The organism is Anaerostipes sp., assembly GCF_018381315.1.
Taxonomy (GTDB): Bacteria; Bacillota; Clostridia; order Lachnospirales; family Lachnospiraceae; genus Anaerostipes.
Map to the genome: position 1 here is coordinate 194,709 of NZ_JAGZSD010000003.1, position 23,483 is coordinate 218,191.

General features: G+C 40.4%; 21 protein-coding genes and 2 pseudogenes. 6 read left to right on the forward strand and 17 right to left on the reverse strand.

Annotated features, from left to right (window positions below; translation table 11 throughout):
* Positions 1–72: 72 nt before the first annotated feature.
* The 4 genes from KH180_RS03395 to KH180_RS03410 all read right to left on the reverse strand — a co-directional run bounded on the left by KH180_RS03395 (position 73) and on the right by KH180_RS03410 (position 4,941).
* The gene (locus tag KH180_RS03395; protein ID WP_290756372.1) at positions 73–1,758 is read right to left on the reverse strand and encodes a [FeFe] hydrogenase, group A; all 1,686 of its coding nucleotides are present in this window, start codon (positions 1,756–1,758) and stop codon (positions 73–75) included.
* A gap of 12 nt (positions 1,759–1,770) precedes the next feature.
* Entirely contained in the window at positions 1,771–3,657 is a 1,887-nt protein-coding gene (locus KH180_RS03400) for an NADH-quinone oxidoreductase subunit NuoF (protein WP_290756374.1), read from the reverse strand.
* Between the two features lie 3 nt (positions 3,658–3,660).
* Complete coding sequence (locus KH180_RS03405) at positions 3,661–4,134, reverse strand: complex I 24 kDa subunit family protein (protein ID WP_290756377.1); 474 nt, start codon at positions 4,132–4,134, stop codon at positions 3,661–3,663.
* 222 nt (positions 4,135–4,356) lie between these two features.
* Positions 4,357–4,941 carry a helix-turn-helix domain-containing protein gene (locus KH180_RS03410; RefSeq protein ID WP_290756380.1) on the reverse strand — a complete coding sequence of 195 codons (585 nt, stop codon included), beginning with the start codon at positions 4,939–4,941 and terminating at the stop codon, positions 4,357–4,359.
* Positions 4,942–5,100: 159 nt separating this feature from the next.
* Here KH180_RS03410 and KH180_RS03415 point away from each other — a divergent pair, with 159 nt between their 5' ends.
* Positions 5,101–5,691 carry a hypothetical protein gene (locus tag KH180_RS03415; protein WP_290756382.1) on the forward strand — a complete coding sequence of 197 codons (591 nt, stop codon included), beginning with the start codon at positions 5,101–5,103 and terminating at the stop codon, positions 5,689–5,691.
* Positions 5,692–5,765: 74 nt separating this feature from the next.
* Here KH180_RS03415 and KH180_RS03420 read toward each other — a convergent pair whose 3' ends face one another.
* The 3 genes from KH180_RS03420 to KH180_RS03430 are packed head-to-tail and all read right to left on the reverse strand — an operon-like array spanning position 5,766 to position 9,004.
* Positions 5,766–6,545: an SDR family NAD(P)-dependent oxidoreductase gene (locus KH180_RS03420; protein ID WP_290756384.1), complete on the reverse strand. Its 780-nt coding sequence runs from the start codon at positions 6,543–6,545 to the stop codon at positions 5,766–5,768.
* On the reverse strand, positions 6,542–7,600 hold the full coding sequence (locus tag KH180_RS03425) for a zinc-dependent alcohol dehydrogenase (RefSeq protein WP_290756387.1): 1,059 nt from the start codon (positions 7,598–7,600) through the stop codon (positions 6,542–6,544). The genes KH180_RS03420 and KH180_RS03425 overlap by 4 nt, the downstream gene beginning before the upstream one ends.
* 3 nt (positions 7,601–7,603) lie before the next feature.
* Positions 7,604–9,004 (reverse strand): PTS fructose transporter subunit IIC, encoded by a 1,401-nt coding sequence (locus KH180_RS03430; protein ID WP_290756388.1) that lies wholly within the window; start codon positions 9,002–9,004, stop codon positions 7,604–7,606.
* 228 nt (positions 9,005–9,232) lie between these two features.
* Here KH180_RS03430 and KH180_RS03435 point away from each other — a divergent pair, with 228 nt between their 5' ends.
* On the forward strand, positions 9,233–9,991 hold the full coding sequence (locus KH180_RS03435) for a DeoR/GlpR family DNA-binding transcription regulator (protein ID WP_290756389.1): 759 nt from the start codon (positions 9,233–9,235) through the stop codon (positions 9,989–9,991).
* Positions 9,992–10,106: 115 nt separating this feature from the next.
* Here KH180_RS03435 and KH180_RS03440 read toward each other — a convergent pair whose 3' ends face one another.
* Complete coding sequence (locus tag KH180_RS03440) at positions 10,107–11,006, reverse strand: hypothetical protein (RefSeq protein ID WP_290756393.1); 900 nt, start codon at positions 11,004–11,006, stop codon at positions 10,107–10,109.
* 218 nt (positions 11,007–11,224) lie between these two features.
* Here KH180_RS03440 and KH180_RS03445 point away from each other — a divergent pair, with 218 nt between their 5' ends.
* Positions 11,225–12,325, forward strand: a complete 1,101-nt coding sequence (locus KH180_RS03445; protein WP_290756396.1) for an MBL fold metallo-hydrolase — start codon at positions 11,225–11,227, stop codon at positions 12,323–12,325.
* Positions 12,326–12,596: 271 nt separating this feature from the next.
* On the opposite strand, the gene KH180_RS03450 is transcribed toward KH180_RS03445, so the two are convergent.
* A complete protein-coding gene (locus KH180_RS03450) occupies positions 12,597–13,352 on the reverse strand; it encodes a class I SAM-dependent methyltransferase (protein WP_290756399.1) in 756 nt (251 codons plus the stop codon).
* Positions 13,353–13,511: 159 nt separating this feature from the next.
* On the opposite strand from KH180_RS03450, the gene KH180_RS03455 reads away from it, so the two are divergent.
* Both KH180_RS03455 and KH180_RS03460 read left to right on the forward strand, forming a co-directional pair.
* Positions 13,512–14,957: an SH3-like domain-containing protein gene (locus KH180_RS03455; protein ID WP_290756402.1), complete on the forward strand. Its 1,446-nt coding sequence runs from the start codon at positions 13,512–13,514 to the stop codon at positions 14,955–14,957.
* Positions 14,958–15,505: 548 nt separating this feature from the next.
* Entirely contained in the window at positions 15,506–15,985 is a 480-nt protein-coding gene (locus KH180_RS03460) for a hypothetical protein (RefSeq protein ID WP_290756404.1), read from the forward strand.
* A 246-nt stretch (positions 15,986–16,231) separates the two neighbouring features.
* Here the strand turns inward: KH180_RS03460 and KH180_RS03465 are convergent, their stop codons facing one another.
* The 7 genes and pseudogenes from KH180_RS03465 to KH180_RS03490 form a co-directional block, all read right to left on the reverse strand.
* On the reverse strand, positions 16,232–16,597 hold the full coding sequence (locus KH180_RS03465; protein WP_290756407.1) for a hypothetical protein: 366 nt from the start codon (positions 16,595–16,597) through the stop codon (positions 16,232–16,234).
* A gap of 375 nt (positions 16,598–16,972) precedes the next feature.
* A complete protein-coding gene (locus tag KH180_RS03470; RefSeq protein ID WP_290756409.1) occupies positions 16,973–17,977 on the reverse strand; it encodes a phage baseplate protein in 1,005 nt (334 codons plus the stop codon).
* A gap of 256 nt (positions 17,978–18,233) precedes the next feature.
* Entirely contained in the window at positions 18,234–18,734 is a 501-nt protein-coding gene (locus tag KH180_RS03475) for a hypothetical protein (protein ID WP_290756411.1), read from the reverse strand.
* 190 nt (positions 18,735–18,924) lie between these two features.
* Positions 18,925–19,077: pseudogene (locus tag KH180_RS16930) on the reverse strand (DapH/DapD/GlmU-related protein); the annotation flags it as partial.
* A 231-nt stretch (positions 19,078–19,308) separates the two neighbouring features.
* Positions 19,309–19,467, reverse strand: a pseudogene (locus tag KH180_RS16935) (maltose acetyltransferase domain-containing protein); the annotation flags it as partial.
* Positions 19,468–19,854: 387 nt separating this feature from the next.
* Positions 19,855–19,965, reverse strand: coding sequence for an NAD(P)H-dependent oxidoreductase (locus tag KH180_RS03485; RefSeq protein ID WP_330624382.1), 111 nt, complete (start codon positions 19,963–19,965; stop codon positions 19,855–19,857).
* A gap of 143 nt (positions 19,966–20,108) precedes the next feature.
* On the reverse strand, positions 20,109–21,497 hold the full coding sequence (locus tag KH180_RS03490) for an MATE family efflux transporter (protein WP_290756415.1): 1,389 nt from the start codon (positions 21,495–21,497) through the stop codon (positions 20,109–20,111).
* Between the two features lie 261 nt (positions 21,498–21,758).
* On the opposite strand from KH180_RS03490, the gene KH180_RS03495 reads away from it, so the two are divergent.
* A complete protein-coding gene (locus KH180_RS03495) occupies positions 21,759–22,712 on the forward strand; it encodes a helix-turn-helix transcriptional regulator (protein WP_290756418.1) in 954 nt (317 codons plus the stop codon).
* A 334-nt stretch (positions 22,713–23,046) separates the two neighbouring features.
* Here KH180_RS03495 and KH180_RS03500 read toward each other — a convergent pair.
* Positions 23,047–23,483 (reverse strand): urea carboxylase-associated family protein (locus tag KH180_RS03500; RefSeq protein ID WP_290756420.1); only part of this gene is annotated, 437 nt, incomplete at its 5' end.

A 23,483-nucleotide genomic window follows, 5' to 3' on the forward strand; every position in this document is an offset into this window, starting at 1 on the left:
CTCCAGCGCCGTGATACCATTCCGTATACCGGCAGCCAGAGAGCTTTTTTATTTTAGAAAGGCCCTAAAACCTTATTTCTCATTGTGGAGCAGCTTATGTTCCTTTCCTTTCAAAAGGCCGTCATAGACTGTTGCAACGATAGGATTCTGGCTGGAAAGCTTAATCTGAGCCATTTTATCAATCTTATAGAGACCTTCCACCCTTGCTTTCTTTGTTCTCGGTCCGATCGGCACCGGCTGGCCTCCTCCTGTAATACAGCCCCTTTTGCACGCCATGACTTCTACAAAATCATAGTGTACTTCTCCTGCTTCGATCTGATCCAGCACGTCAGAAGCACAGCGCAGGCCATTGACTACCGCAATGTTTACATCCCGGTCTCCAAGCTTTACCGAAGCTTCTTTGATCCCGTCCACACCGCGCACACCGGTAAAGCTGATCGCTTCCAGGTCTTCTGCCCTGTCGCTGTTCATCAGCCGGCGAAGAACGGCCTCAGTCACACCTCCGGTCACACCGAAGATCGCCCCTGCCCCGGATGCAATGCCAAACGGCATATCCAAAGCTTCCGGTTCCATCTGGGCAAGATCAATTCCTGCTTCCTGAATCATTCGGGCTGCCTCCGTAGTTGTAAGCACATAGTCTACATTTTGTTCTCCGTCATTAAAGTGCTCCGGCCTTGTGATCTCCGCCTTTTTTGCAGTACAGGGCATGATGGACACCACCATGATTTTTCTGGAATCACCGGCATCGTCCATACGTGCTTCCTCTTTTATCAGCGCCCCGAACATTTCCTGAGGAGAGCGGCAGGTAGAAATGTGATCCCTGAACTGAGGATACCTGTTTTCACAGAATTTCACCCATGCCGGACAGCAGGATGTAAACAGAGGGAGCTTATCCCCTGCTTCCAGCCTCTCCACCAGTTCCTTGGACTCTTCCATAACGGTTAAGTCCGCACCAAAGTTGGTGTCATATACTTCATCAAATCCAATCCTCCGGAGGGCAGCCACAAGACGGCCAAGCACATTCTCCCCTTTTGGAATGCCGAACTTATCGCCCACAGCCACACGAACTGCCGGTGCTATCTGCACTACCACCCGGATTTCAGGATCAGAGAGGGCATCCCATACCTGCTCTATATTCTGCTTAATGGTAATAGCACCTGTAGGACAGACCGCCCGGCACTGTCCGCAGCCCACACAGTCCGTCTGTGCCAGATCCTTATTGAAGGCCGTTGTCACCTGCATCTTAGATCCCCGGAATGCAAAATCCAAAATTCCCATCCCCTGGATTTCGTCACAGGTCCTGACACAGTCACCGCACAAAATACATTTATTAGGATCTCTTATGATACATTCGGAAGACAGATCTTTCGGAAGCTGCTTTTTATTATTCGGAAAACGCACTTCCTTGATGCCCAGCTGCCTGGATAACTTCTGAAGAACACAGACACCATTCTTTGTACAGGTGGTACAGTCTCTGCAGTGAGAAGCAAGCAGCAGTTCAATAATCATTTTTCTGTGATGTTTCAGCCTCGGAGTGTTGGTATAAATCACCATCTTATCCCTCGGTGTCTCAGAACAGGATGCAAAAATTCTTCCCCTGTCATCTTCAACAACACACATGCGGCATGCACCGTATGTGGAAAGTTCTGAATGATAGCAGAAGGTAGGAAGATCTATTCCGGACTTGCGGATTACAGACAGAACATTTTTTTCGTCGGTAAATTCCACCCTTCTGTTATTGATCGTCATATAACTCATGTTCGTCTCCTCCTACCCTTCAATATGGATCGCACCAAATGCACAGGCACTCTCACAAGCCCCGCATTTAATACATTTGTCATTATCAATTACATATGGTTCCTTGATCTGCCCGCTGATAGCACCTGCCGGACAGTTCCTTGCGCATTTAGAACATCCTTTACAGCGCTCCGGACTGATGACAAATCTCCGGAGAGCACTGCAGTTGTGTGATGCACACTTTTTGTCAACCACATGTTCCACATACTCATCCCGGAACAGTTTTAAGGTACTCATAACCGGGAGGGCAGCACTTTTCCCCAACCCGCACAGTGCAGTTTCTGTGATCGTTGTGGCAAGCTCCTCCAGAAGCATCAGATCCTCCGGCTCACCCTTGCCTCCTACAATTCTCTCCAGGATCTCCAGCATCCGCTTTGTGCCTTCCCGGCATGGGACACATTTCCCGCAGCTCTCATTCTGGGTAAAGTTCATGAAAAACCTTGCCACTTCTACCATACAGGTGCTGTCATCCATGACAACTAATCCGCCGGAGCCGATCATTGCACCCATTTTTTTCAGGGAATCAAAATCCAGATTCACATCCAGATGAGGTGTAATCAGACAGCCTCCTGACGGCCCGCCGATCTGTACGGCCTTAAATTTGCCGTCTCCTTTGATTCCTCCTCCGATGTCGTAAATAACCTCCCGCAGAGTTGTACCCATAGGGACTTCGATCAGACCCGTATGCTTGACGCTTCCGGTAAGGGCAAACGCTTTTGTTCCCGGACTGTTTTCCGGACCAATTCCTTTAAACCACTGTGCCCCTTCTGCAATGATCATAGGAACATTGGCAAAGGTCTCCACATTATTCAGCACCGTCGGTTTTCCAAACAGCCCCTGCTCCACTGTTCTCGGCGGTTTTACGCGGGGCATTCCCCGGTTTCCTTCAATAGATGCGGTCAGTGCACTTCCCTCTCCGCATACAAATGCCCCCGCTCCCTTATTGATATGTAAATGAAACGAAAACTCTGTCCCTAAAATATGGTCTCCCAGCAGGCCGCACTCTTCTGCCTGTCCAATAGCTCTTTTAAGCCGGCTGATGGCCAAAGGATATTCTGCCCGGACATAGATATATCCCTCTTCTGCACCTACAGCATAGGCGGCAAGCATAATCCCCTCTATCATCTTGTGGGGATCACCTTCCATAATACTCCGGTCCATAAAAGCACCCGGATCACCTTCATCTCCGTTGCAGACCACATAGCGCACCTTTTCCGGCTGTCCTGCCACCTGGGACCACTTATATCCTGTAGGGAATCCTCCGCCTCCCCGTCCTCTCAGATTTGACTCGGTGATCTCCCGGATCACATCCTCCGGCTTCATTTCAAACAAAGCTTTTTCCAAGGCTTCATACCCGCCAACGGACAGGTACTCTTCTATATGCTCTGCATCAATATGCCCGCAGTTTTTCAGTACATTTCTTGTCTGTTTTTTATAAAAAGGGATGTCTTCCTGTTTCTGATACTCAATCCCGTCTCCCTTAAACAGCAGATGACGGATCGGCTCACCTTTTTCTATGGTCCTGTGAAAAATCTCATCACAGTCCTCCGGCTGGACTTTCGTATATAAGATGCCATGAGGTTCGATCCGCATCAGCGGTCCCATCTCACAAAATCCGTGGCAGCCGCTTTTCTTAATACCGATCTCCCCGTCTCCGTGTGCAATTTCAGGGCCGAATTGTACTTCTACGTCAGGATACTCAGCGGCCAGCTCACACATCCTGTCATAAATCTCCCCTGACCCGCCGGAAAGGCAGCCTGTACCCGCACAGATCAGAACTCTGCATTTACTTTTTTTCACCTGTTCTCTGGAAGCTTCGCGGACCCGGCCGAGAGCTTCTCTGTTTTCTATCTTTTTCATGATTTAAGCTCCTCTCAGTTCGCGGATCAGTTCAGCTGCTGCATCCGGTGTCATTGCCGGGTATACCTTATCGTTCACCGTAAGTACCGGTGCAAGGCCGCAGGCACCCAGACAGGATACCGTCTCCAGTGTAAACAGCATATCATCAGTGGTGGCCTTTTCCCCCGAAAGCCCCAGTTCACTGTACAGCCGTTCCAGAATAGCCGCCGACTTGCGTACATGGCAGGCTGTTCCATTACATACTTTAATGATATATTTTCCTTTTGGTTCAAAAGAAAAATTTTCATAAAATGTCGCAACACTGTACGCCTTTGCTTCATCAATAGACAGCCTGTCAGCAACATAGCTCAAAAGCTCCGGCGGCAGATAGCGGTATTCAGCCTGAATATCCTGAATAACCGGAATCAAAGCCGCCTGGTTCAGCCCGTGAGATGCTATGATTTCATCTGTTCTGTCATAATAGGCCTGATCTAACATGTGATACCTCCTCCAATTTGTGCATTTTGGTTAAAATTTTATCAATCAATGATAATTATATGTCAAAATTGTCTGATTATCAATAAAAACGTTCGGATTCTAAGTCAAAACAGCACAAAAAAACCAGATGCTCTTTTTAAGAGAACCTGGTATTGGTGAATTTGTCAGGCTTTGTTATAATCAAACCATCTTGTTCCAATGTGCGCTGAAAAAAGAATCTGATTACACAGCCTGATAGAAAAAGCCGTGCTTTGTACAGTGCCAAACAAGCATTCCATGTCCCACCGCAGGAATCCTTGTCTGGAAATCCCATTCAGGGTACAGTTTCTTTAATATGATACCGTCTCCCGTCACCAGCGCAGCAAATGAAATATAATGATCTCTTGTCATCTCATGGCTCGATGATATGAAATAGTCGTTTTCAATCATTTCCACTGTAAGCTTTTCATCTTCTTCTGCTTTTACTGGCTGAGCCGCTATCAGCTTTCTGCCGCAGCAGGTTATCCCGCTGTCTGTCATTGCTGTAATCAGATTCCCGCAGTCCGGACAGACATAAAACTTCATTTTTTTCATATTTCCTCCTAAAATTTCATTGGCAGACAAATCTCCGGAAAGCAGCTTTTCTAATTCGATCCCGAATAGTTCTGACAATTCCGGAAGGAGAGACACATCCGGGCATCCAAGGCCCCGCTCCCATTTTGAAACTGTTTTATCACTGATATGCATGCGTTCTGCCAGCTGGAGCTGCGTCAGCCCTTTTTCTTTTCTCAAATCGCAGATCAATCTGCCCGTTTTCTTGTTATCCATTTTTCTCACCTCACTTGTCATTATAAAAAATATAGCATCATAATACAATCAACGCTCCGTAGAGTTTTTTCGAGTCTTACTTAATAGGATATATTTCCAACTCACATTTTTACAAAATTCACATAAAATATAGAAAAAACAACTGGCGGTAATATATATATGAGCAATGAAATTCCCGGATCCATGATCCAGCAGGGAAATACAATGAGGATCAATAATGGTTTCATAGAAGAAGTTTCCTGCAATAATAATTTTAGCGGATTTATATTAGTTTCTTACTCTGTACGTGAAAGAAATAATCTGACTTCCATCCAAACGATACGGTTAAACCTTAATAGAAATACGGTTATATTAAATACAAACGGACGAAATATGTGTCTGTGCTGCTTACGGGCGGGGATGTGGATAAATGCTGTATTCTCAGCACGTATGACCAGGAGTATCCCGCCTCAGTCCAACGCTTTTTTGATTGCGGTCCGAAGAAATCCCCAGCCGTCGCCTTCTGTTTCAACTGGACGGATTACAATGATTGATTTTGACAATAACTTTCTTTATACGGAAAATCCAAACAACAGAAATGACCAGACCAGATTTATTATCACGGACGAAACCACTTTTACAAATCGTTTTGGTTTGCCGATCAGGTTTGCTGATCTCTGGCCCGGCCAGATGGTGAGAATAACCCACGCCAACTTTCAAACTGCCAGCATCCCGCCACAAACAACAGCATTCCATGTACAGCAAATGTAGCATAATACCGGTTTCGGATAAAAAGGCAGAGTGTGAAGTTCTGTTGAACTGGCACACTCTGCCTTTTCTTATATTTAATACATACAGGATCCTCCTGTGAGATTAAACGACTGTCCGGTCATATAACCTGATTTTTGATCTGCCAGAAATAATACCAGTTGAGTTACATCTTCAAAAGAGCACAGCCGTCCAAGGGGAATATTCTCACAAAACCTCGGCATAACTTCTTCCTCTTTAATCCCTTTCTTTTTGGCATAATCCTTTGCCTGCCTGTCCCACATAGGCGTTTGGACAACTCCCGGACATACTGCATTACAGCGGATGTTTGATGATGCAAATTCCATAGCGACAGACTGTGTCAGCCCGATGACTCCAAATTTACTTGCACAGTATGCTGCATAACAATTCGTTCCCTTTTTCCCTGACTGAGATGAGAAATTAATAATGCTTCCTCCCTGATTATTTTTCATCATGTAGGTAACGGCTGCCTGACAGCAGAAAAACTGTCCTTTTAAATTAATATCCAATGTACGGTCCCAGATTTCTTCTGTATGTTCCAAAAAAGGGATAATTACAGAAACACCTGCGCAGTTTATCCAGATATCAATTTTACCAAACTGAGCGAAAATTTCTTCGGCATCTCTCATAACTTCTTCCTTATTTGCTACATCGGCTTTCCATGCAGTTACTGCATACCCTTTTGCCTTCAGTTTCTTTTCAAGATCCCTTCCGGCTTCAATATTAAAATCCAGTACTGCTACCTTGGCTCCCTGCTCTGCCAGTGCTTCTGCACAGGCCCTGCCGATTCCGCTGGCTCCCCCTGCTACCACGGCTACTTTGTCTTTTAATGTCATTCCAATTCCTCCTGAAATTTCACAACAATTCTGAATTTTTTGCCTTGTGCTGAAGCTTTCAACGCTTCTTCAAGCTGGCTGAAAGGATATTCATCACTGATAAAAGGCTTTAAATCAATGATCCCCTGGCTTGCCAGCCTGCAGGCTCTCTCATAATCCCTCTCATTGGAATTTGCAGTGCCCAGGATCCGTATTCCTTTTGCATGGATCCAGTTGGGATCAAAAGACACAGGAGCAGCCGGGGCAATAGAACTGTACAGCACAATTTTTCCCGCTGCCGCCACACAGGAAAAGCAATCCTTAAGCACCGCTGCAGACGGTGTTGTGTCAATGACAATGCCTGCTTTATTTCCTCCGGTCACAGAGTCCACATAGTCTTCCAAATTCTGTTCGTATGGATTCACCGTGTAAGATGCCCCCAGCTGCTTCGCCAGGTTAAGCCGTTCTTCATGATGATCTGAGACAATCACCACAGCCCCTTTTTTAACTGCAACAGCTGCATGAAGCAGTCCCATGATTCCTCCGCCGATTACAAGAACCGTATCTCCAAGCTGAATATCTGCCGTCTCTATACTGTGGATTACACAGGACAACGGTTCAATCAGAGCAGCTTCCGATTCACTGATATTCTCATATTTAAAACAGCAGTAATCAGGAACCACCAAATATTCACTGAATCCCCCAAATCCGTTATACGGAAGTCCTTTCCCTTTTTTCTCAAAATCGTAATGCAGACAGTTCTGCTGATTCCCGTTTTTACAATTACGGCAATTTCTGCACGGAATCATAACACCCGCTACAACTCTGTCTCCTTCTTCAAGTTCCTGTACATTGGCTTCCGGCCCGAGCTTAACAATTGTTCCGGCTATCTCATGCCCTCCGATAAATGGATAGGATATCTCTTTCTTTCCTGCGTACACCCGCTGTTCCCAGGTACATACTGCACATGCATCAATTTTAAGCAGCACCTGATTCCCGGTTAATTCAGGGATGATACATTCCGTATATTCAATCTGAGAGATTCCTGTGAAAGCAGCTGTCTGAAATTTTTCCATATACTATCTCCCCTTCTGTTCTTTTTCATATTTAAGCTTTCTGTACATTCCGAAAACGACCGCTCCAATCAGTGAACCGGTGAAAATAGCTACCAGCCATAAAACAGGATTGCTTACAAGCGGCAGGACCAAAAAACCTCCATGCGGTGCCGGATCTGTTATTTTAAATAAATAAGTCAAAGATGCTGATATAGAACAGCTTCCCATAATAATCGGCAGGACTACAAGAGGATTTTTCAAAGCAAACGGAATTGCACCCTCTGTTATATGGGTTGCTCCAAGCAGAAAATTAACCAATCCCTGATTCCGCTCTTCCTCATCAAAATATTTCCGGAAAAGAACGGTTGCCAGACCTGTCATGATCGGAGGTGTAATACATGCTGCACTGACGCCTGCCATCACATAGAATTTTCCTTCCGCCAATAATGCGGTTCCTACCAGCCATGCTGCTTTATTAAATGGCCCTCCCATATCAAATCCGCTCATGCATCCAATAATCAGTCCTAAGATCAATGGATTAGAATCCGTAAACTGGCTGACGAAATTCACTAATCCTGTTGTCAGATTTGCCAGCGGTGTACAGCATAGGGTCATAACGACTCCGGTAATACAGACACCGCACAGCGGCAGCAGAAAAACTGCTTTGAGACCTTCCAGGCTTTTAGGCACAAAATTGAATACTTTCTTTAATCCCAGCATCAAATATCCTGCAAAAAAACCGCCAACCAGACCTCCTAAAAAACCTGCGCCGGTAGTATATGCTATCATACCGCCGACAAAACCCGAAACCATACCGGGCCGGTCTGAGATAGACTGTGCAATAAAAGCCGCCAGGATAGGCGTCATCAGGTTCATAGATATTCCGCCTATATTTTTCAAGTTGGCTGCAATTACATTGTACTGAACGCTTGATGGATCCGCAGAGTAAATCCCCCAGAAGAAAGAGATTGCCGTCAGTACTCCGCCGGCCACTACAAACGGTATCATATTTGAAACACCATTCATCAAATGTTTATAAATCTGATGTGCAAATGATTCTGACTCCACTCCTGTACTGCTCTCAGCTTTTACTGTTTTTACCGCATTTCCCTCTTTTATCGGAAGCTTTCCTTCGAGAGCCATCGTGACTAACTGATCTGCATCCTTAATTGCTTTTGAGACAGATACCTCAATACAAGGCTTGCCTGCAAACCGTCCTGCATTTACATCTTTGTCTGCACCGATGATCACCGCATCTGCTTCTCTGATTTCATCCTCTGTCAGTTCATTTTCTACTCCAATCTGACCGTGGGTTTCCACTTTTATTTGTATTCCATGCTGTCTGCCGGCCTCTTCCAGGGCCTCCTGAGCCATAAATGTATGGGCAATTCCCGTAGGACATCCCGTAATTGCTATAATTTTCATCTAAACCCTCCTTTGTTGCTTTGTCTCTCTTCTCTCAAAAACAGCGCCGTTTCTTCGTGTCATTAATATAGCACAGACCTCTTAGGTTGAGAACAGTTGGCGATTATAATGGAATTTGAGCAGAAACAATCAAATATCCTGGTTATTTCTCTATTATTTGAGCAAAACTTTTCACTTTTGATTGAATTGTTTGCTATAGAAATTTATAATGAATGCAGGAGGTAAGCTATGATTTCATATAAACGCCAGGAAGAAATACTAAAATACTTAAGTGAACACAAAAGTGCATCAATTGAAGAAATAAGTAAAAAGATATACTGTTCCCCTTCCACGGTCCGCAGAGATCTGAATGTCCTGCAGGATGAGGGCAAAGTCCGGAGAACCAGAGGCGGAGTTATTTTAATAGAGCAGGATTTGTCAGAACTTCCTTACCACTCAAGACTGATGAATCATTATCACGAAAAACAGCGAATCGCAGACTACGCAGAACCTTTAGTGGAAGATGATATGACTTTATTTCTTGATTCCAGTTCTACCTGCATGTGCCTCGCTAAAAAGCTTAAAAATTTTAAAAATCTCAAATTGCTGACCAATAACCCCTTTCTTGCCTATGATCTGTCACAGAATACTAATATAGAAGTTTACTGCGCCGGAGGCAGAGTCTTCCCCAAATCTAATACCATACAAGGCGCAGATACATGTAAATTTGTCATGCAGTACCACTCTGATATTTTTTTTGTCAGCTGCAGGGGTCTGGATGCCCAGGCAGGGCCAACCGATTTCATCAGTGAATCTGCCCAAACAAAATATTTCTTTGCCATTAACTCAAAAAAAACTGCCCTGTTAGTGGACAGCAGTAAATTTCAGCGTATCTATAATTATGGAAGTCTGGATTTTTCTATGATTGATTATATTATATGCGACTGTGAACCAACGCGGGATATAATAGAAGCCTGTGAGCAGCATGATATTGAACTGATTTATTGAATCTGCTCTCCCGTCTCAAATAACAACATTTCTTATTTAGTAAATATAGCATGGTGTCCATATTATGTGTGGACACCATGCTATATTGAATAGTCCGTTTGATCATATTCTAATTTTAAATGTTGCGAATAAAATAGAGCTGTGCCACAATTGTTTGATCCGTATAATTTGTATTTACAGCCATATTTCTAATGTAAGCATTCACATAATTTCCGTCAATCCAAGCATTATACACACGCAGATTACTTGTTTCAGATTTAAATTCTCCAATTCCTAATATCCTATACCCACTCGGAGTTGTAAAAGGTATTTTTACATTTGGTGTACCTCCGGCATTAATTGATACTTTTGTGCTGAATGCTCTGTTTATCACTATATCTCTAAGAAGATTTTTTAAATTTGTTTCTTTCAAATTCACCTCTGCTTTAGAATATACATCTGCAGCATTTGCTTTTTGACTGCTAACCGTACCTAAATCCATATTTAAGATATCAATTTTACCTTCCAGAACCTCAACAGATCTGTTAAGGCTATTGATCTCATTGCTATGAATCTGGTGCTGTTCTATACTAACCAGCCCGTTGGAATCTAGATGTACCTCAAATGAAGGTGTACTGGAAGTCTTAAAATAGAAATCCCACGTGATAGAAAACCCTGGACTGTCTGTTGCTGAAGGAATGTATTTTGCCTCTGATGCCTGAGCCAGACAGTAAAGAATCTCCCCTTCCTCAGGATCCTGAGCATAAATGCCAATCTGCCAAAGATCATAACCCTCTCCCAATTTTGTATTTTCCAGCAATACTGGAACAATGATTTTATTTTCTTCTGTCCTTATTGGCTGTAAATCGATTCTATTTCCTCCTTCTGTCACACTTGTCTGCTGTCTCAGGTTCACCAAAGGTACTTTAGCTGCTCCGGTCATTACTTTTGTAATATTTAATGTCTGCCCGTTAACCAATTTCGACTGCAAGGCTGCCCCCTTGTCTGTTAAAACTGTATTTTCCCAAATAGTCATATTTTTCTCCTTTTTAATTTATCATTAACACTGTAAAGAAAAATATAGCATGGTACAACGGGCAGTGTGGGCAAATTTTCTTTGGCACGGTTTTATTTGATTTTCACTGAATGCAATACAACATATTTGGCTTCTTTTTTCATATCTGATGAAAATTGTATATAAATTTATGATATAATTCATATAACACATTTACACTGCATTAAGGGAGGTTTTACATGAAGAAAAATCAAAGTCTTTATCTCAAAAGAGCAATTATACTTTTGTTATGCTTCACATTGGGAGCAGGTTGCTTTTTGAACACAAGCCAAAAAATCCATGCTTCCAGCGGAGGATGGAAAAGCCAATATTATGAGATTTCGTCTGCAGATGGCACCAAGATAAGATTTGAGACTTTAACTAATAAGGGTGATGCAACACTGATAACAATCACCAAGGGTACATCAAAAAAATATGCCCTGATTGATACAGGAATTCAAGCAGCCAATGTAGCAACTACTCTTGCAAAAAAAGGAATTAAACGAATTAATTATTTGATTTTAACACATAACGACGGGGACCATATCAATGGATTAAAAAATTTCAAAAAAGAAGGAATAAAAGTTTCTAATCTATATTATAACTATATCGGTTCAAAAGGGGATGAACAGCGTAAAATTTACGATCTGCTGGACTACGTTAAAACGATAAAAACCAGTGTTATCACAGGTTCAGCAATCAGGATCAGAGATGCAGAAAATCATAGCAGCACAGCATATAATATTAACATGGATAATAATTCATATCTGAAAGTATGCAGAGGAAGACTCTATAAACTCTCTAAAACATCTGATACAAAGGGTTATGATTTTATTATAATTCCACCCATTACAGACAATATCATAAACAATGGTGCCTGGAGCATAAACAATGCTTCAATGATGGTTGTCATTCAAACTGCTTCTGACCGTGTCATCCTGGGCGGTGATATACAAGCAACAGCTATGGACGCAATCAATAAATATAAAGATAATTCCATTATTAAATCATTGCCGAATGACGCATATTCTTATTATTATGGTATAGAAAATTATATTTTTAATTCTAATACGAATAAAAGGTATACAGCTTATAAAGTATCACACCATGGCACCGGAAACAATCGCAATATGGAAGCATCTCCTTCCATTATTGCTGTAGAACAAAAATTTATATCAAGTATTCTCCCTAATGCACTGGTTTTGACCGGATATAATACTGATAAAGCTAATGCCGAATATTTTCAATCTATTTTCAGTTCAGCAAAAAGATATAGTATTTTTGGAAATAAGGGACTTTAAGATAAACGCCTTTCACTATCCCTTTGGTCTTCTTCTGGTTTAAAAAATAACACGTGTAAAACTTTCTATTAAAATAAGTTTTACACGTGTTACTTCGTTATGGCCTTATCTGAAATAAGACATTATTTTTTGTTTCTGCTTATGATAGAACAGCTGAATGCCGCAAATAATCCCATTAAAATCCACGGAAATGCTGCTTCCATAAAGTCGCTGATCATTTTCCCTCCCCCTTTATAAATCCAAGGCATACTGTAAAACAAACTTAATTTTGTTATTGTTTACAAAACAACACATTGTTTACTTGCTCAGTTATATATATTTCATTACCCAAAATTTCAAGCTTATAGCTCTCAATAATGTTCTTGTCATGTTTCTTCAACAATTCATCAAATCTATAAGCAGAATCTTTTTTCTTTGGGAACCGAATGGAACTGTCAAAAGATTTTACGAACTTTAACCCTGCCTCCGTGCATATTTGCTTCCATTCATCCTTTGTATAAAACTTAATATGTCCATCTTTTTTTAGCTGCATATATTCGTCCACAAACCGGCTGGCGTCATCAGCATTAGGCGCAGGATCTGAAATAAACAAAAAACCTCCTGATTTTAAAACACGGCTGACTTCTGAGATACTTTTTTGTATTGCAGGAAAATGATGCAGAGCGTATCTCGAAATAACCATATCAAATTCATTATCCTCAAACGGAAAGCTGACACCGTCATAGGCGGTAAATTCGATATTTCTAATCCCTTCTTTTTCTGCTTTCATTCTATTAGCTTCTAATGTTTTATCTACAATATCTAAACCAGTTATAAATATATCAGAAAAATTCTCCGCAATAGGAAAAGACAAATAGCCACTTCCAGTGCCTAAGTCTAAAATTTTCATTCCAGATTTGATTGGTAAAAAATCAAGAATTGCTTTTAAATGCTGCTTATCCTGTGTCTGTTTATTATAAAAATCTCCAGAAGAGAAACTCTTCTCAAATGCCTGCTTTGTAGCGATGATACTTTTTTCAATCTCCATCGAAATCATCTCACTTTCCGTTGTATAATTGAATTTGCTGTTATGTTATAGTTAAGTACTATTATCTCATAAAGAACAATAAAAGAAAATCACCATGCTTTTCTTTTTATCGTGATAAAATATTAGTGAACAAATAATATTATATATGGAGGAAAAATTATGATTAGAAAGAAAATTACAAGGAAAGCGGTGATCTTGATACTGCTTGTTGTATCATTTGCTTATTTTATTTACCTGAGTTATGGACAACATCAGATTTTGGCACAAGAAAAAATCTTAGATACAAACAATCTTCAAGATATTTTTAATAATGCCGAAGCGAATTCTGTCATTACATTGGATGAAGGCACATATCATTTATCTGGATATATTCAATTACCAAAAAACGATAATGTGACAATTGATGCATCAAAATCAATCTTTTCCGGAAGCGCCACTTTTCTCTCAGCAGAAAATTCTGGACTGAAGTGGAAAGGCGGCACCTTTATAGGCAACGGCGTAAATAGGTTTGGATTTACCTTATTACATCAAAAAAATGCAGAATTCAGCGGAATTCAGTTTAATCGGGCTACAGCTTTTGGACAACATGTATTTGATTTATTAGGTTGTAGCAATATTACATTTACTGATAATATATTTGCTGGCTACGGAAATACTGTATCTGTGTCTGGTCTGACTTCAACTCAAAAATATGCGGAAGCCATTCAAACAGATTACGCATTAGAAGGAGCCTCAGGCAGTTCCAATGCCGATGATAAATTAAAGAGTTTTGGAGGTCGCTTTGATGGCTCTGCAACTGCAAATATCTTAGTAAAATCTAATCAATTTATCCCTTATAAGGAAAATGGAAATATATTATCCTGGGGGCAATCTCCTATTGGTCAGCATCTGTATGGAAAGAATGTTCAAAATCATGACATTACATTTACTAAAAATACCGTTACTGATCCAATACCTTTAAATACTATAGATCAAAATAAATATACCGGAGCCATTCATTTTGTTTCGATTAAAAATTTATTGATAACTGATAATATCTTTAAATCATCCAACGCTAAGCGTGAAAATTGGATTCAAATTTGCAACAATGCAAACACCACAAATCCAGGAACCGGAAATGGACAATTACCAACATCTGGTGTCAATATTACCAGAAATAATTTCTATGGCTCTGAACCCACCAAGTCATATATTAATTTAGTTTCTGATAAAAACAATGCAAAGTTTAAAATTACCAATACTAAAATAAGTAATAATGCTTATTTAAACAGTAAATCTGCTGAACCCAAGAATTTAATTTTACTTACTGATGTAAAGTCTCAAATAGAAAAACCGAATGCTTATGGCAATCACGGTTTAGTAGAACGAACCATTATTAATTATACTGGAAAAATAAACGTTAGCAGCAGAGTTGATGGAGTTTATAAAAGCTCACCATATGGCACTCCAGGTTATAAAAAACTTGGTACAACTGCAGATAAGACATATAAAAATAAAACAATTAAAATTACAGAAGAACAAAAAAATCTAAAATCTACTTACGTAAAAGGAACCATTGATGGAACAAATTATATTTTTATAGATAAAAGAGCAATTGGAAGATAGCCTTGTATTAAGGTTTCATAGAATTCACCTTCTTTAGCACTTTCTTTGATGGAAACTTACTAGCCGCATAAGCAGGATGTTTGTGCTGTTTTTACAACCTATATATTCCCTCTAAAAAATTTTTCACTAACACATCCCGAGCGCACTGATACTTAACGTTATATCAATAATACAATGCTTCACGAACTAGTTCGTCAGGCCCAGAAGGAAAGTTCTATTTCAAAAAAAGTTCCTAATATTCTTTTCCATACTTCCGGTACTGCAATTACTGGTATTTGCCTTGACTAGAGCAGTTCAAAAGGAAGGTATCATCAAAAATACCTTCTCAAAAAAATGTTTGATACTATTTTGGGTTAATAACTGTTCTAAAATTATCGCATCCATGCCAATGCCATTCGGATAAAAGTCTGAACCAGCTCAACTCAGTGATTCACTAAGACAGAATGGTCATTCGCATAAAAAGCTTGAAGATTACGATTAATATACATATAATTACAAACAACAGACAACCTGATCTCTTATTCAAACAAAACAAAGGAGGATACGATATGCCATTTCGAACTTATACCCAAGATTTCACTCCAGCAATCTCTTATGACGGTTATTATTCGACAGAAGATTTTGCACAAAGCATCCTTACGCTCTTTGCTACGCAGGCATCGGTAAATTATACAGATGATCACAGCCGCCACTGCTTACTAAGAACACTAAGAGCGATTGAAAGAAATCTCGAATCCCTAAAAACAACCGGTCAAGCCCTGCCCAGCAGAACAACATCGCTGCTTATCAATGGTCTGCCTGTTTATCATGAAACCGACACCAATCATGGCCGCAACAATTGTTCCTTATTTTATACATTTGATCGATTCCATAATGACCTTATCGAAATTCATGCGATAGGCGCTCATGAAACCTATTATAATTTAGACTGTGCTTCTGATGCATTCGATACTGCTGTACAGGCATTGCCTCCCCAATCTCTATGGAGTTATCATGTAAGAGGACAGCTTTATGCTCCACAAAGCTAAAAACTACTCTTGATCAAACAACAGCCAAAAAGAACGTATATTTCAGAGCGTTCTTTTTGGCTGTACCTCAACATTTCTATTGAAAGACTTTCACTTGGATCGGACCGCCGACTGGATTATAAACTCCAAACTGCTTGTTTCGTAAATTGACGGCATCAACTTTTGTTCCTTTTCATAATAAAATGCAATTCTAACGCATCGGCACACAGCATGGCATGTTACTGAGCGATTGGAGATGAGTGCTGGCTATACAAAATAACCGTATTGGCCTTTGGCTCCAATAAGAAAGTGATAGTTTTTGCAATTATTCTGACTGTTTAGGGATAGAACTTCCTGTAAACGAAAGATCAAATGACGAAAGTCTATTGTTTTTTTCATTTCTGTTATTAGCCAATCCTCTAAATTTATCTTTCTTTGATATTCATCAATAAACTGGTTATCTCCAAATGTAGTAAAAATATAATCAGACTCCATTAATACTTTTTTTACATCACCTCTTTCTTTATCATACCTTAAGGTTCCAAGCTTCCCATCTTTAGACGATTTTGAATCACCAAACGCTACAATACCATCCTCACATAAAATCATCCCCACAAAACTCATTCCATCCATATCCTCCATAATCCTTTTTGATTTATTATAACATGATGAATGGATATGTTCATTTAATGAGTCAGAAATAGGAGTTGTAAAGCGGGATAAATTAGGTCCAAAATCTTCATACGAATTTACTTGTCTGTATTGAAAAAAAATAATTCTTCATGTAACTACTCCTTTTTTATCGCTGCTTTTCTATAGAAAGTATAAAGAATTTTTATTCATTCGAAACCCAGCTGATTTAGCAAGAGATTTATTATTCAGTTAAATTCTGATTTATCTGTTATAAATCTCAAGTAAATTTAAATAGGATTCATAATGTTAAAATAAAACTTCTTATATAGCTTATCCGGCAGAATAAAAACCCCAGCAGTTTATAGGTTGAGTTACTTACTCCGTTCTATGCCACATAGCCACTTTAATATGCAGTGGCGTTACAGCAACATCTTTTGTATCTCCATGAGTATGAGAAGCGTCACCCCCCCCTACGTTATCATGAGTATGTGTTGCTCTTACAGCAAGAGTTCCAAACCCCCAATTTGTACCACTTGTTGACCCTAAATTTAATGTAGCTGAATATGCATCTAATATACCCGTATCACCGTCTTCATAAGTTTTCCACATTCCTACACGCGCTGAGCCCTCCAAAAACCTACTTCCATGCGTATGTTTTGGAATTTCTGATTGGGTTAAGATGTGTCCGCTTGTTTCATGTCTATGAGTATTAGTACCACCAGTTTCTCCATAATTAGAATTAGAACTCATTAAACAATATCCATCAGATATTTTTGCCCAAGTCCCTCCGAACTTACTATTGGGGTTAATATTATTGACAGCAAGATATACCGAACCAACCGGATATATTTTATCAAATAAAGCCAAATTTATCTCATCGATTCTCCCATTTGCCTCATGAATTGCTTTTGTATGCGCTTGATAAACTTCAATATTCACCAAGCCGTTAGAATTTAGGACAACTTCAAACGGCACTGTATTGGACGTGCTGAAACAAAAATCCCATGTAACAGAATACCCTGGACTTTCAGCTTCCGAAGGAATATGTTTTGCCTGTGATGCCTGTGAAATACAAAACAAAATTTCTCCTTCGTCCGAATCTTCCGCAAAAAATCCACTCTGCCATAAGTCATAGCTTTCTTTTAAACCTATATTCTCAAGCAGAACCGGAAGAACCGTTTTCTCACCGTCTGTTCTAGACGGCTGTAGTGTAATATCATATTTGCCTTCCGTGACATCTGTCTGCTGCCGAAGATCTACAATCGGAACCTTTTTCGCCCCTGTCGTAACCCGTGTAATTTTTAAGGTCTGCCCCTGAATCAGCTTTGCCTGCAAAGCTTTTCCCTTATCTGTTAATACTGTGTTTTCCCAAATATCCATACCTTTACCTTCTGGTTATCTATACCAAATAAAAGCCAATGATAATATGTGACAAATAACAGTTACTTTAAAAATTATCAGATCATGATCTCTATAAAGAATATAACATGATGAGTATGGGCAATGTGGACAGGTTCTGTTTGGGGCGTTTGGTTAAATTCCGATTTACCTATAAAATACAACCATTTCACACGAATTTGTGAGAGTTTGTCCATCAATAAAGAACGAGTTAGGCCAAAATCTTTTATTTGGTGGATTAAATTTTATTGCACAAACTCCGTCCATTATAACCTGCAGCTACGCAAATTTTAATCTCTCTATAAATTTCCGGAAGATTAACAGTTTCCAGATTTTTAACAGTTGATAGTTCTTTCCATTCTAAAGCCCAATTTAGACTATCAATTCTAGTATCAGCCTGCTGTATTGCTTCTATGTGAGCCTGATAAGCTTCAATATTCACCAAGCCGTTAGAATTTAGGACAACTTCAAACGGCACGGTATTGGACGTGTTGAAATAAAAATCCCATGTAATAGAATACCCCGGGCTTTCCTCTTCCGAAGGAATATGTTTTGCCTGTGATGCCTGCACAATACAAAACAAAATCTTTCCTTCGTCCGGATCTTCCGCAAAAAATCCAATCTGCCACAAATCATAGCTTTCTTTTAAACCTATATTCTCAAGCAGCACCGGAATGATTATTTTTTCTTCATCTGTTCTGATTGGCTGAAGCGTAATATCATATCCACCTTCCGTCACATCGATCTGCTGTCGAAGATCCACAACCGGTACTTTCCCTGCACCTGTCGTTACTCTTTTAATCTTCAGTTTCTGCCAGCGTTTCCTTAACAGCAGTTTTAGACTTTCCATCATGATAAGCATAGGCGGTATCAAAATAATTAAATCCGGCTCCCATATAGACGTCTTCCTAAACATCGTTGTCTAATGTCTTTATAAACTTAGCCGGAACACCTCCAACAACGCAGTTATCAGGAATATTTTTTGTAACAACGGCACCTGCAGCAATTACAACATTATTGCCAATTATAACTCCAGGCAAAATGGTAACATTCCCTCCAATCCACACATCGTTGCCAATACTGACTGGCTTTGCAATGCCAAGATGCTTTCGGCGGCCAAGCGGTGAGAGCGGATGATTCACCGTAGTAATCAATGTGCTGGGACCAATCATTACATAATCTCCGATCCAAACCGGAGCAATATCCAAAATAGTCACGTTGTAGTTTGCTATAAAATTCTTTCCCACATGAATATTGCTTCCATTGTCACAGTTAAAAACTGGCAGAACGGTAGTATTTTCTCCGACCGTGCCAAGCAGTGTTCGAAGCACCTCTGCTCTTTCTTCTTTATTTTGCATGGGAATGGCGTTTAGCTTCTGGCACCATTTTAAAGCATGGAGCTTTCTATTATCTACCTCCTGATTCCAAAAATCATATTCCAATCCCGCATCCAATTTTTCAAGTTCTGTCATTTAAACTCTCTCCTTATCATCATCAAATAGTTTCTGTATCAAAAATCCTACAACAAAAAAACTGCACTTGAAATGACAAGAATGACCTTGCGCCCCATCGCCTGTAAACTTGTCCTAAGTAAAAGCAATATGCCCAATGCGGGATAACATACAAAATGAATCCGCAGGCTAAGCACCGCATTGTCAATCATGTTCCTGTCAAAAGTGTACCGCAGTTCCCCCAAACAAAAAGACCGCAAGGCACGAGAATAAGCTCCATCCCACTGCCGCAGGTTTAAATGCCAGAGAACCGTTATCTCCATAAAACACTCTATCTAAAAGCGCACACAATGCAGTTAGGTCCTGCATAATAAACAAGAGACTCGATAACAATTCCCTCCGCATTCTTCATGTCTGTGTATGAAGATCATTTTTCTCAAGAATATCTGCCACCTCGGCAAGTGCAGTATAGGTACAGCCATTTTCATGGGGACTGCCGTTAATTAAAAGAACTTTCATAGACAGCTTCTTCCTATTGGTTGTTCAGCCACTCGTTATACCTTACACTTTCATCCCACATTGAAATGCTTTTGGGCATTCCCCCTGCAGAACTTCCCGACAATCAACACCACTATAAACTTAACACATATTGTGGTGAATTCTCATTCTTGATTTATCAGCTGTATTTCCTTTTCTCTTGTAATATTTTTCAGCCAGCCATACTTTTTATAGTGCAGAATCGCTGCCGGGACTTTTACCACCTCATCCAGATTGATAATAAGGAACACAATGACTACAGGCAATTGAAAATAAAAAGCAGCAAGAAAACCTGCCGGAACCGCAAACACCCACATGGTTACCGTGTCACAGAACAAACTGAATTTTGAATCGCCTCCGGCAGGGAATACCCCGGCAATCGTCATCATATTGATGGATTTTGCAATCATGTAGCAGGCACAAAGTGTCAGCATCCATTTTAAGTATTCCGCAGCCTGCAGACTTAAAGCTGTCACATTTATGATAAGAGGAGAAAGCGCGACTAACAGCAGCCCTGATAAAACACCGCTGATCACTGCCATCTTCCAAAGAATCCCCCCGTATTTTTTCGCCTGTTTTAAATTTCCCATACCAAGTTCATTGCCTACAATAATACCTCCGCCATTTGCAAGCCCTGTACAAAAGCTCACAATCAGGTTTTTCACAATATTTGCAATCGAATTTGCTGCCACCGCGTCATTTCCCAAATGCCCCATGATAACGGAATACATCGTAAAGCCCACTCCCCATACAAGATAGTCACCCAGCATGGGCAGGCTGTATCTCCAGTAATCTTTTACCAGCTGCCTATCCAAAGAAAAACAAAATTTTATATGAAGCCGCGCATGTTTTTCCCGCAGGGACTCGATGAACGCCCATACCATCTCAATCAGCTTTGAGACGGATGTGGCAAGCGCTGCACCTGCGATTCCCATTTTGGGGAAAAAGAATAACCCGAAGATAAGCGCAGCATTCAGAAAAATGTTGATCACAACAGCAGTTGACCCGATTACCATACTTTTCATAGCGTATCCCGTATTTTTCAATATGCAGAGATAAATCTGAGATATGCCGGTGAACAAATAAGATAGTGCCACAATCCGGAGATAGACAATGCCTCCCTCAATAAGCTGGGACTCCTGTGTAAAAATACGCATCAACAGTTCCGGAACAAAAAAGGATGCCAGGAAAAATACTGCAGAGATTAAAAAGGATACCTTTGTGACATAGGCAAATATCTTTTCAATAGAGTTCATGTCGCCCTTGCCGTAATACTGTGCTGCCAGAATACTGGTTCCCATTGTCAGTCCGCCCATAAAGAGATTAAAGACAAACGTAATCTGACCAGCCAGGGAGACAGCTGAAAGAGAATCCTGATTGACAAAACCAAGCATCAGTGCATCCGACGCACTGACCGCCGCTAACATAAACTGTTGAAATGCAATTGGCAAAACAAGCGAGAGCAGCTTTCGATAAAAAGAAGGGTTTCCGCTGCCGAAAATTTGAAAGTTCATAAAAAGCCTCCTAAACTTATTAATACTATGATTATAAAAAAGACTGCAAAACCAAACAGCGCTAAAACTTAATCATACTACTGGCATTTTGTAATATCACTTGGTATAATGAAAGCCAGGATTGACAAAACAGGCTGACAATATGTTTATAATAGAATCGCTTTCATTACCGGCGGTGTTCTGTCGTTCGGCCGGAGTTATGACACATCAAATGATCTGCCACGGTGATTTTAATTGTTCTTCAAGTATGAGGGGATTGATATGGGAAAAGAAATACTATGCGCTTCCATCGAACAGCTTCGTAAACAGTTTTTAACATTGGATTGGACCTATCATGATTTTCCTGTGGGAAGTCAATCAGAAAAAATGTTTTGTTGGCCAGGTGAGCCGGAAGAAGAAATTCTGATCTGTGTCCATCAAAGCGGCGGACGTCAGGAGCTTTTCCATCGGCATGATTTTTTTTATTTCAACTTCACCTACGAAGGCGAATATGATTCTATCAGCTTTAAATATGATAACCGTATCACTATCCGTGAAGGGGAACTCTATGCCGGACAGCCTTTTGCCGGACACGCACTTTGCGTCCATGATGATAAAGAAACAACAATCATTGGTGTTCTGATACAGCGTGAAACTTTTTTTAGAACTTTTTTGCCAATGCTATCCTCCAACACCAGGTTGTTTCATTTTCTCCTTGACCCTGCAACAAATGAATTTTCCGATGAATTCATGCATTTCAAAATTGAACATGACTGTAATATACGTACATTGCTTGAAATGATGGTCATTGAGTATGCAAATAAGCAGGAAGATACCCAGGCTGTTTTAAAGTCACTCGCCCTTTCCTTTTTGCTGCAGATAGCGCGGCAATTTGTTCAGGCAAACCAGACCTCCCCCGGTGAGAATTTATCAGAAAAGATTGTGCAGTACATAAGTGAACACTTTGACAGTGTAACGCTGAAAGATATTGCGAAACAGTTTTCCTATCATCCAAACTATGTATCCACCCTCTTGCACCGGGAACTTGGCAAATCATTTTCTGAAATCCTTTTAGAACAACGAATGGAACGTGCTGTTATTCTGTTAAAAGGGACAAATTTGCCCATTGAAGAAATTGCCGCATTACTCGGTTACAGCAATAGCAGCAATTTTTACAAGGCGTTTCGGGAATATTTTAAATATTCGCCCCGGGAGTATATCTCTTCACAGAAATAATGTGCCTATGCCTGCACCTTAGAGGCGGTTTGCCACAGGCAGGTAACGGCAAAGACCATTCATGATTTGAACTCAGTTAAAGTCACAGCTCATTTAACAAAACAAGCGATTCATCCCAGAGGTCAAAAGATCAAGGGACTGGATGCCGCAACAGGTGAAACCTAAGTTGGACGAGTTTTGTATCTTACTGAAAATGGGAATCGTATTATTACAACGTCCTATTGCTTGACAGGACACAAAAACAGCACCTATAAAAAGACCGAGCACGGTGGCCATAAACGGCTACCGTGCTCGGTCTTTTGGGTTAGTTTAGCTCTACAAACCGTAATCTTCATTAGTCAATGATTACTTTAACAGATGAACATTTGCCACTATTGCATTGGCTTTCAGAAACACTGCAAGCGGCAATTCCCAATGTGATATTCAACAATGCTTTAAAAATGATTTTATCTCCAGCTTCAGAAATAGGCTTTTCCACTGAGATATTACCGTTAGTATTGATTTTCGTATGCATAAACAGATTGACAGGTGTAATAATTGGCCGTTGTTCTTCGAGGGCATTATTGATATTATCGAAACAGTTTCGATGTCCTTTACCATTATGGTAGAAATAATCATACATTTCTGGTCTGCAGCATGGGTGTAATAAATCATGTTCGCCAACATCATCAGAAAGAACTTCCATCATAGGTGTATATAAGTTTGTATAAATAGTGTCCCCAATTTTTAATTTTAAAGATTCATTACAGTCAATCGTCACTCCGGTTGAAA

What these genes read in the sequence shown, in the direction of transcription:
- KH180_RS03435 (WP_290756389.1), top strand. Translation starts at nt 9,233, where the DNA reads ATGATTTCATATAAACGCCAGGAAGAAATACTAAAATACTTAAGTGAA.
- KH180_RS03485 (WP_330624382.1), bottom strand. Translation starts at nt 19,965, where the DNA reads ATGAAAGTTCTTTTAATTAACGGCAGTCCCCATGAAAATGGCTGTACC.
- KH180_RS03495 (WP_290756418.1), top strand. Translation starts at nt 21,759, where the DNA reads ATGGGAAAAGAAATACTATGCGCTTCCATCGAACAGCTTCGTAAACAG.
- KH180_RS03405 (WP_290756377.1), bottom strand. Translation starts at nt 4,134, where the DNA reads ATGTTAGATCAGGCCTATTATGACAGAACAGATGAAATCATAGCATCT.
- KH180_RS03470 (WP_290756409.1), bottom strand. Translation starts at nt 17,977, where the DNA reads ATGGATATTTGGGAAAACACAGTATTAACAGATAAGGGAAAAGCTTTG.
- KH180_RS03440 (WP_290756393.1), bottom strand. Translation starts at nt 11,006, where the DNA reads ATGACTATTTGGGAAAATACAGTTTTAACAGACAAGGGGGCAGCCTTG.
- KH180_RS03420 (WP_290756384.1), bottom strand. Translation starts at nt 6,545, where the DNA reads ATGACATTAAAAGACAAAGTAGCCGTGGTAGCAGGGGGAGCCAGCGGA.
- KH180_RS03460 (WP_290756404.1), top strand. Translation starts at nt 15,506, where the DNA reads ATGCCATTTCGAACTTATACCCAAGATTTCACTCCAGCAATCTCTTAT.
- KH180_RS03395 (WP_290756372.1), bottom strand. Translation starts at nt 1,758, where the DNA reads ATGAGTTATATGACGATCAATAACAGAAGGGTGGAATTTACCGACGAA.
- KH180_RS03490 (WP_290756415.1), bottom strand. Translation starts at nt 21,497, where the DNA reads ATGAACTTTCAAATTTTCGGCAGCGGAAACCCTTCTTTTTATCGAAAG.
- KH180_RS03400 (WP_290756374.1), bottom strand. Translation starts at nt 3,657, where the DNA reads ATGAAAAAGATAGAAAACAGAGAAGCTCTCGGCCGGGTCCGCGAAGCT.
- KH180_RS03465 (WP_290756407.1), bottom strand. Translation starts at nt 16,597, where the DNA reads ATGGATGGAATGAGTTTTGTGGGGATGATTTTATGTGAGGATGGTATT.
- KH180_RS03455 (WP_290756402.1), top strand. Translation starts at nt 13,512, where the DNA reads ATGATTAGAAAGAAAATTACAAGGAAAGCGGTGATCTTGATACTGCTT.
- KH180_RS03430 (WP_290756388.1), bottom strand. Translation starts at nt 9,004, where the DNA reads ATGAAAATTATAGCAATTACGGGATGTCCTACGGGAATTGCCCATACA.
- KH180_RS03425 (WP_290756387.1), bottom strand. Translation starts at nt 7,600, where the DNA reads ATGGAAAAATTTCAGACAGCTGCTTTCACAGGAATCTCTCAGATTGAA.
- KH180_RS03445 (WP_290756396.1), top strand. Translation starts at nt 11,225, where the DNA reads ATGAAGAAAAATCAAAGTCTTTATCTCAAAAGAGCAATTATACTTTTG.
- KH180_RS03450 (WP_290756399.1), bottom strand. Translation starts at nt 13,352, where the DNA reads ATGGAGATTGAAAAAAGTATCATCGCTACAAAGCAGGCATTTGAGAAG.
- KH180_RS03410 (WP_290756380.1), bottom strand. Translation starts at nt 4,941, where the DNA reads ATGGATAACAAGAAAACGGGCAGATTGATCTGCGATTTGAGAAAAGAA.
- KH180_RS03415 (WP_290756382.1), top strand. Translation starts at nt 5,101, where the DNA reads ATGAGCAATGAAATTCCCGGATCCATGATCCAGCAGGGAAATACAATG.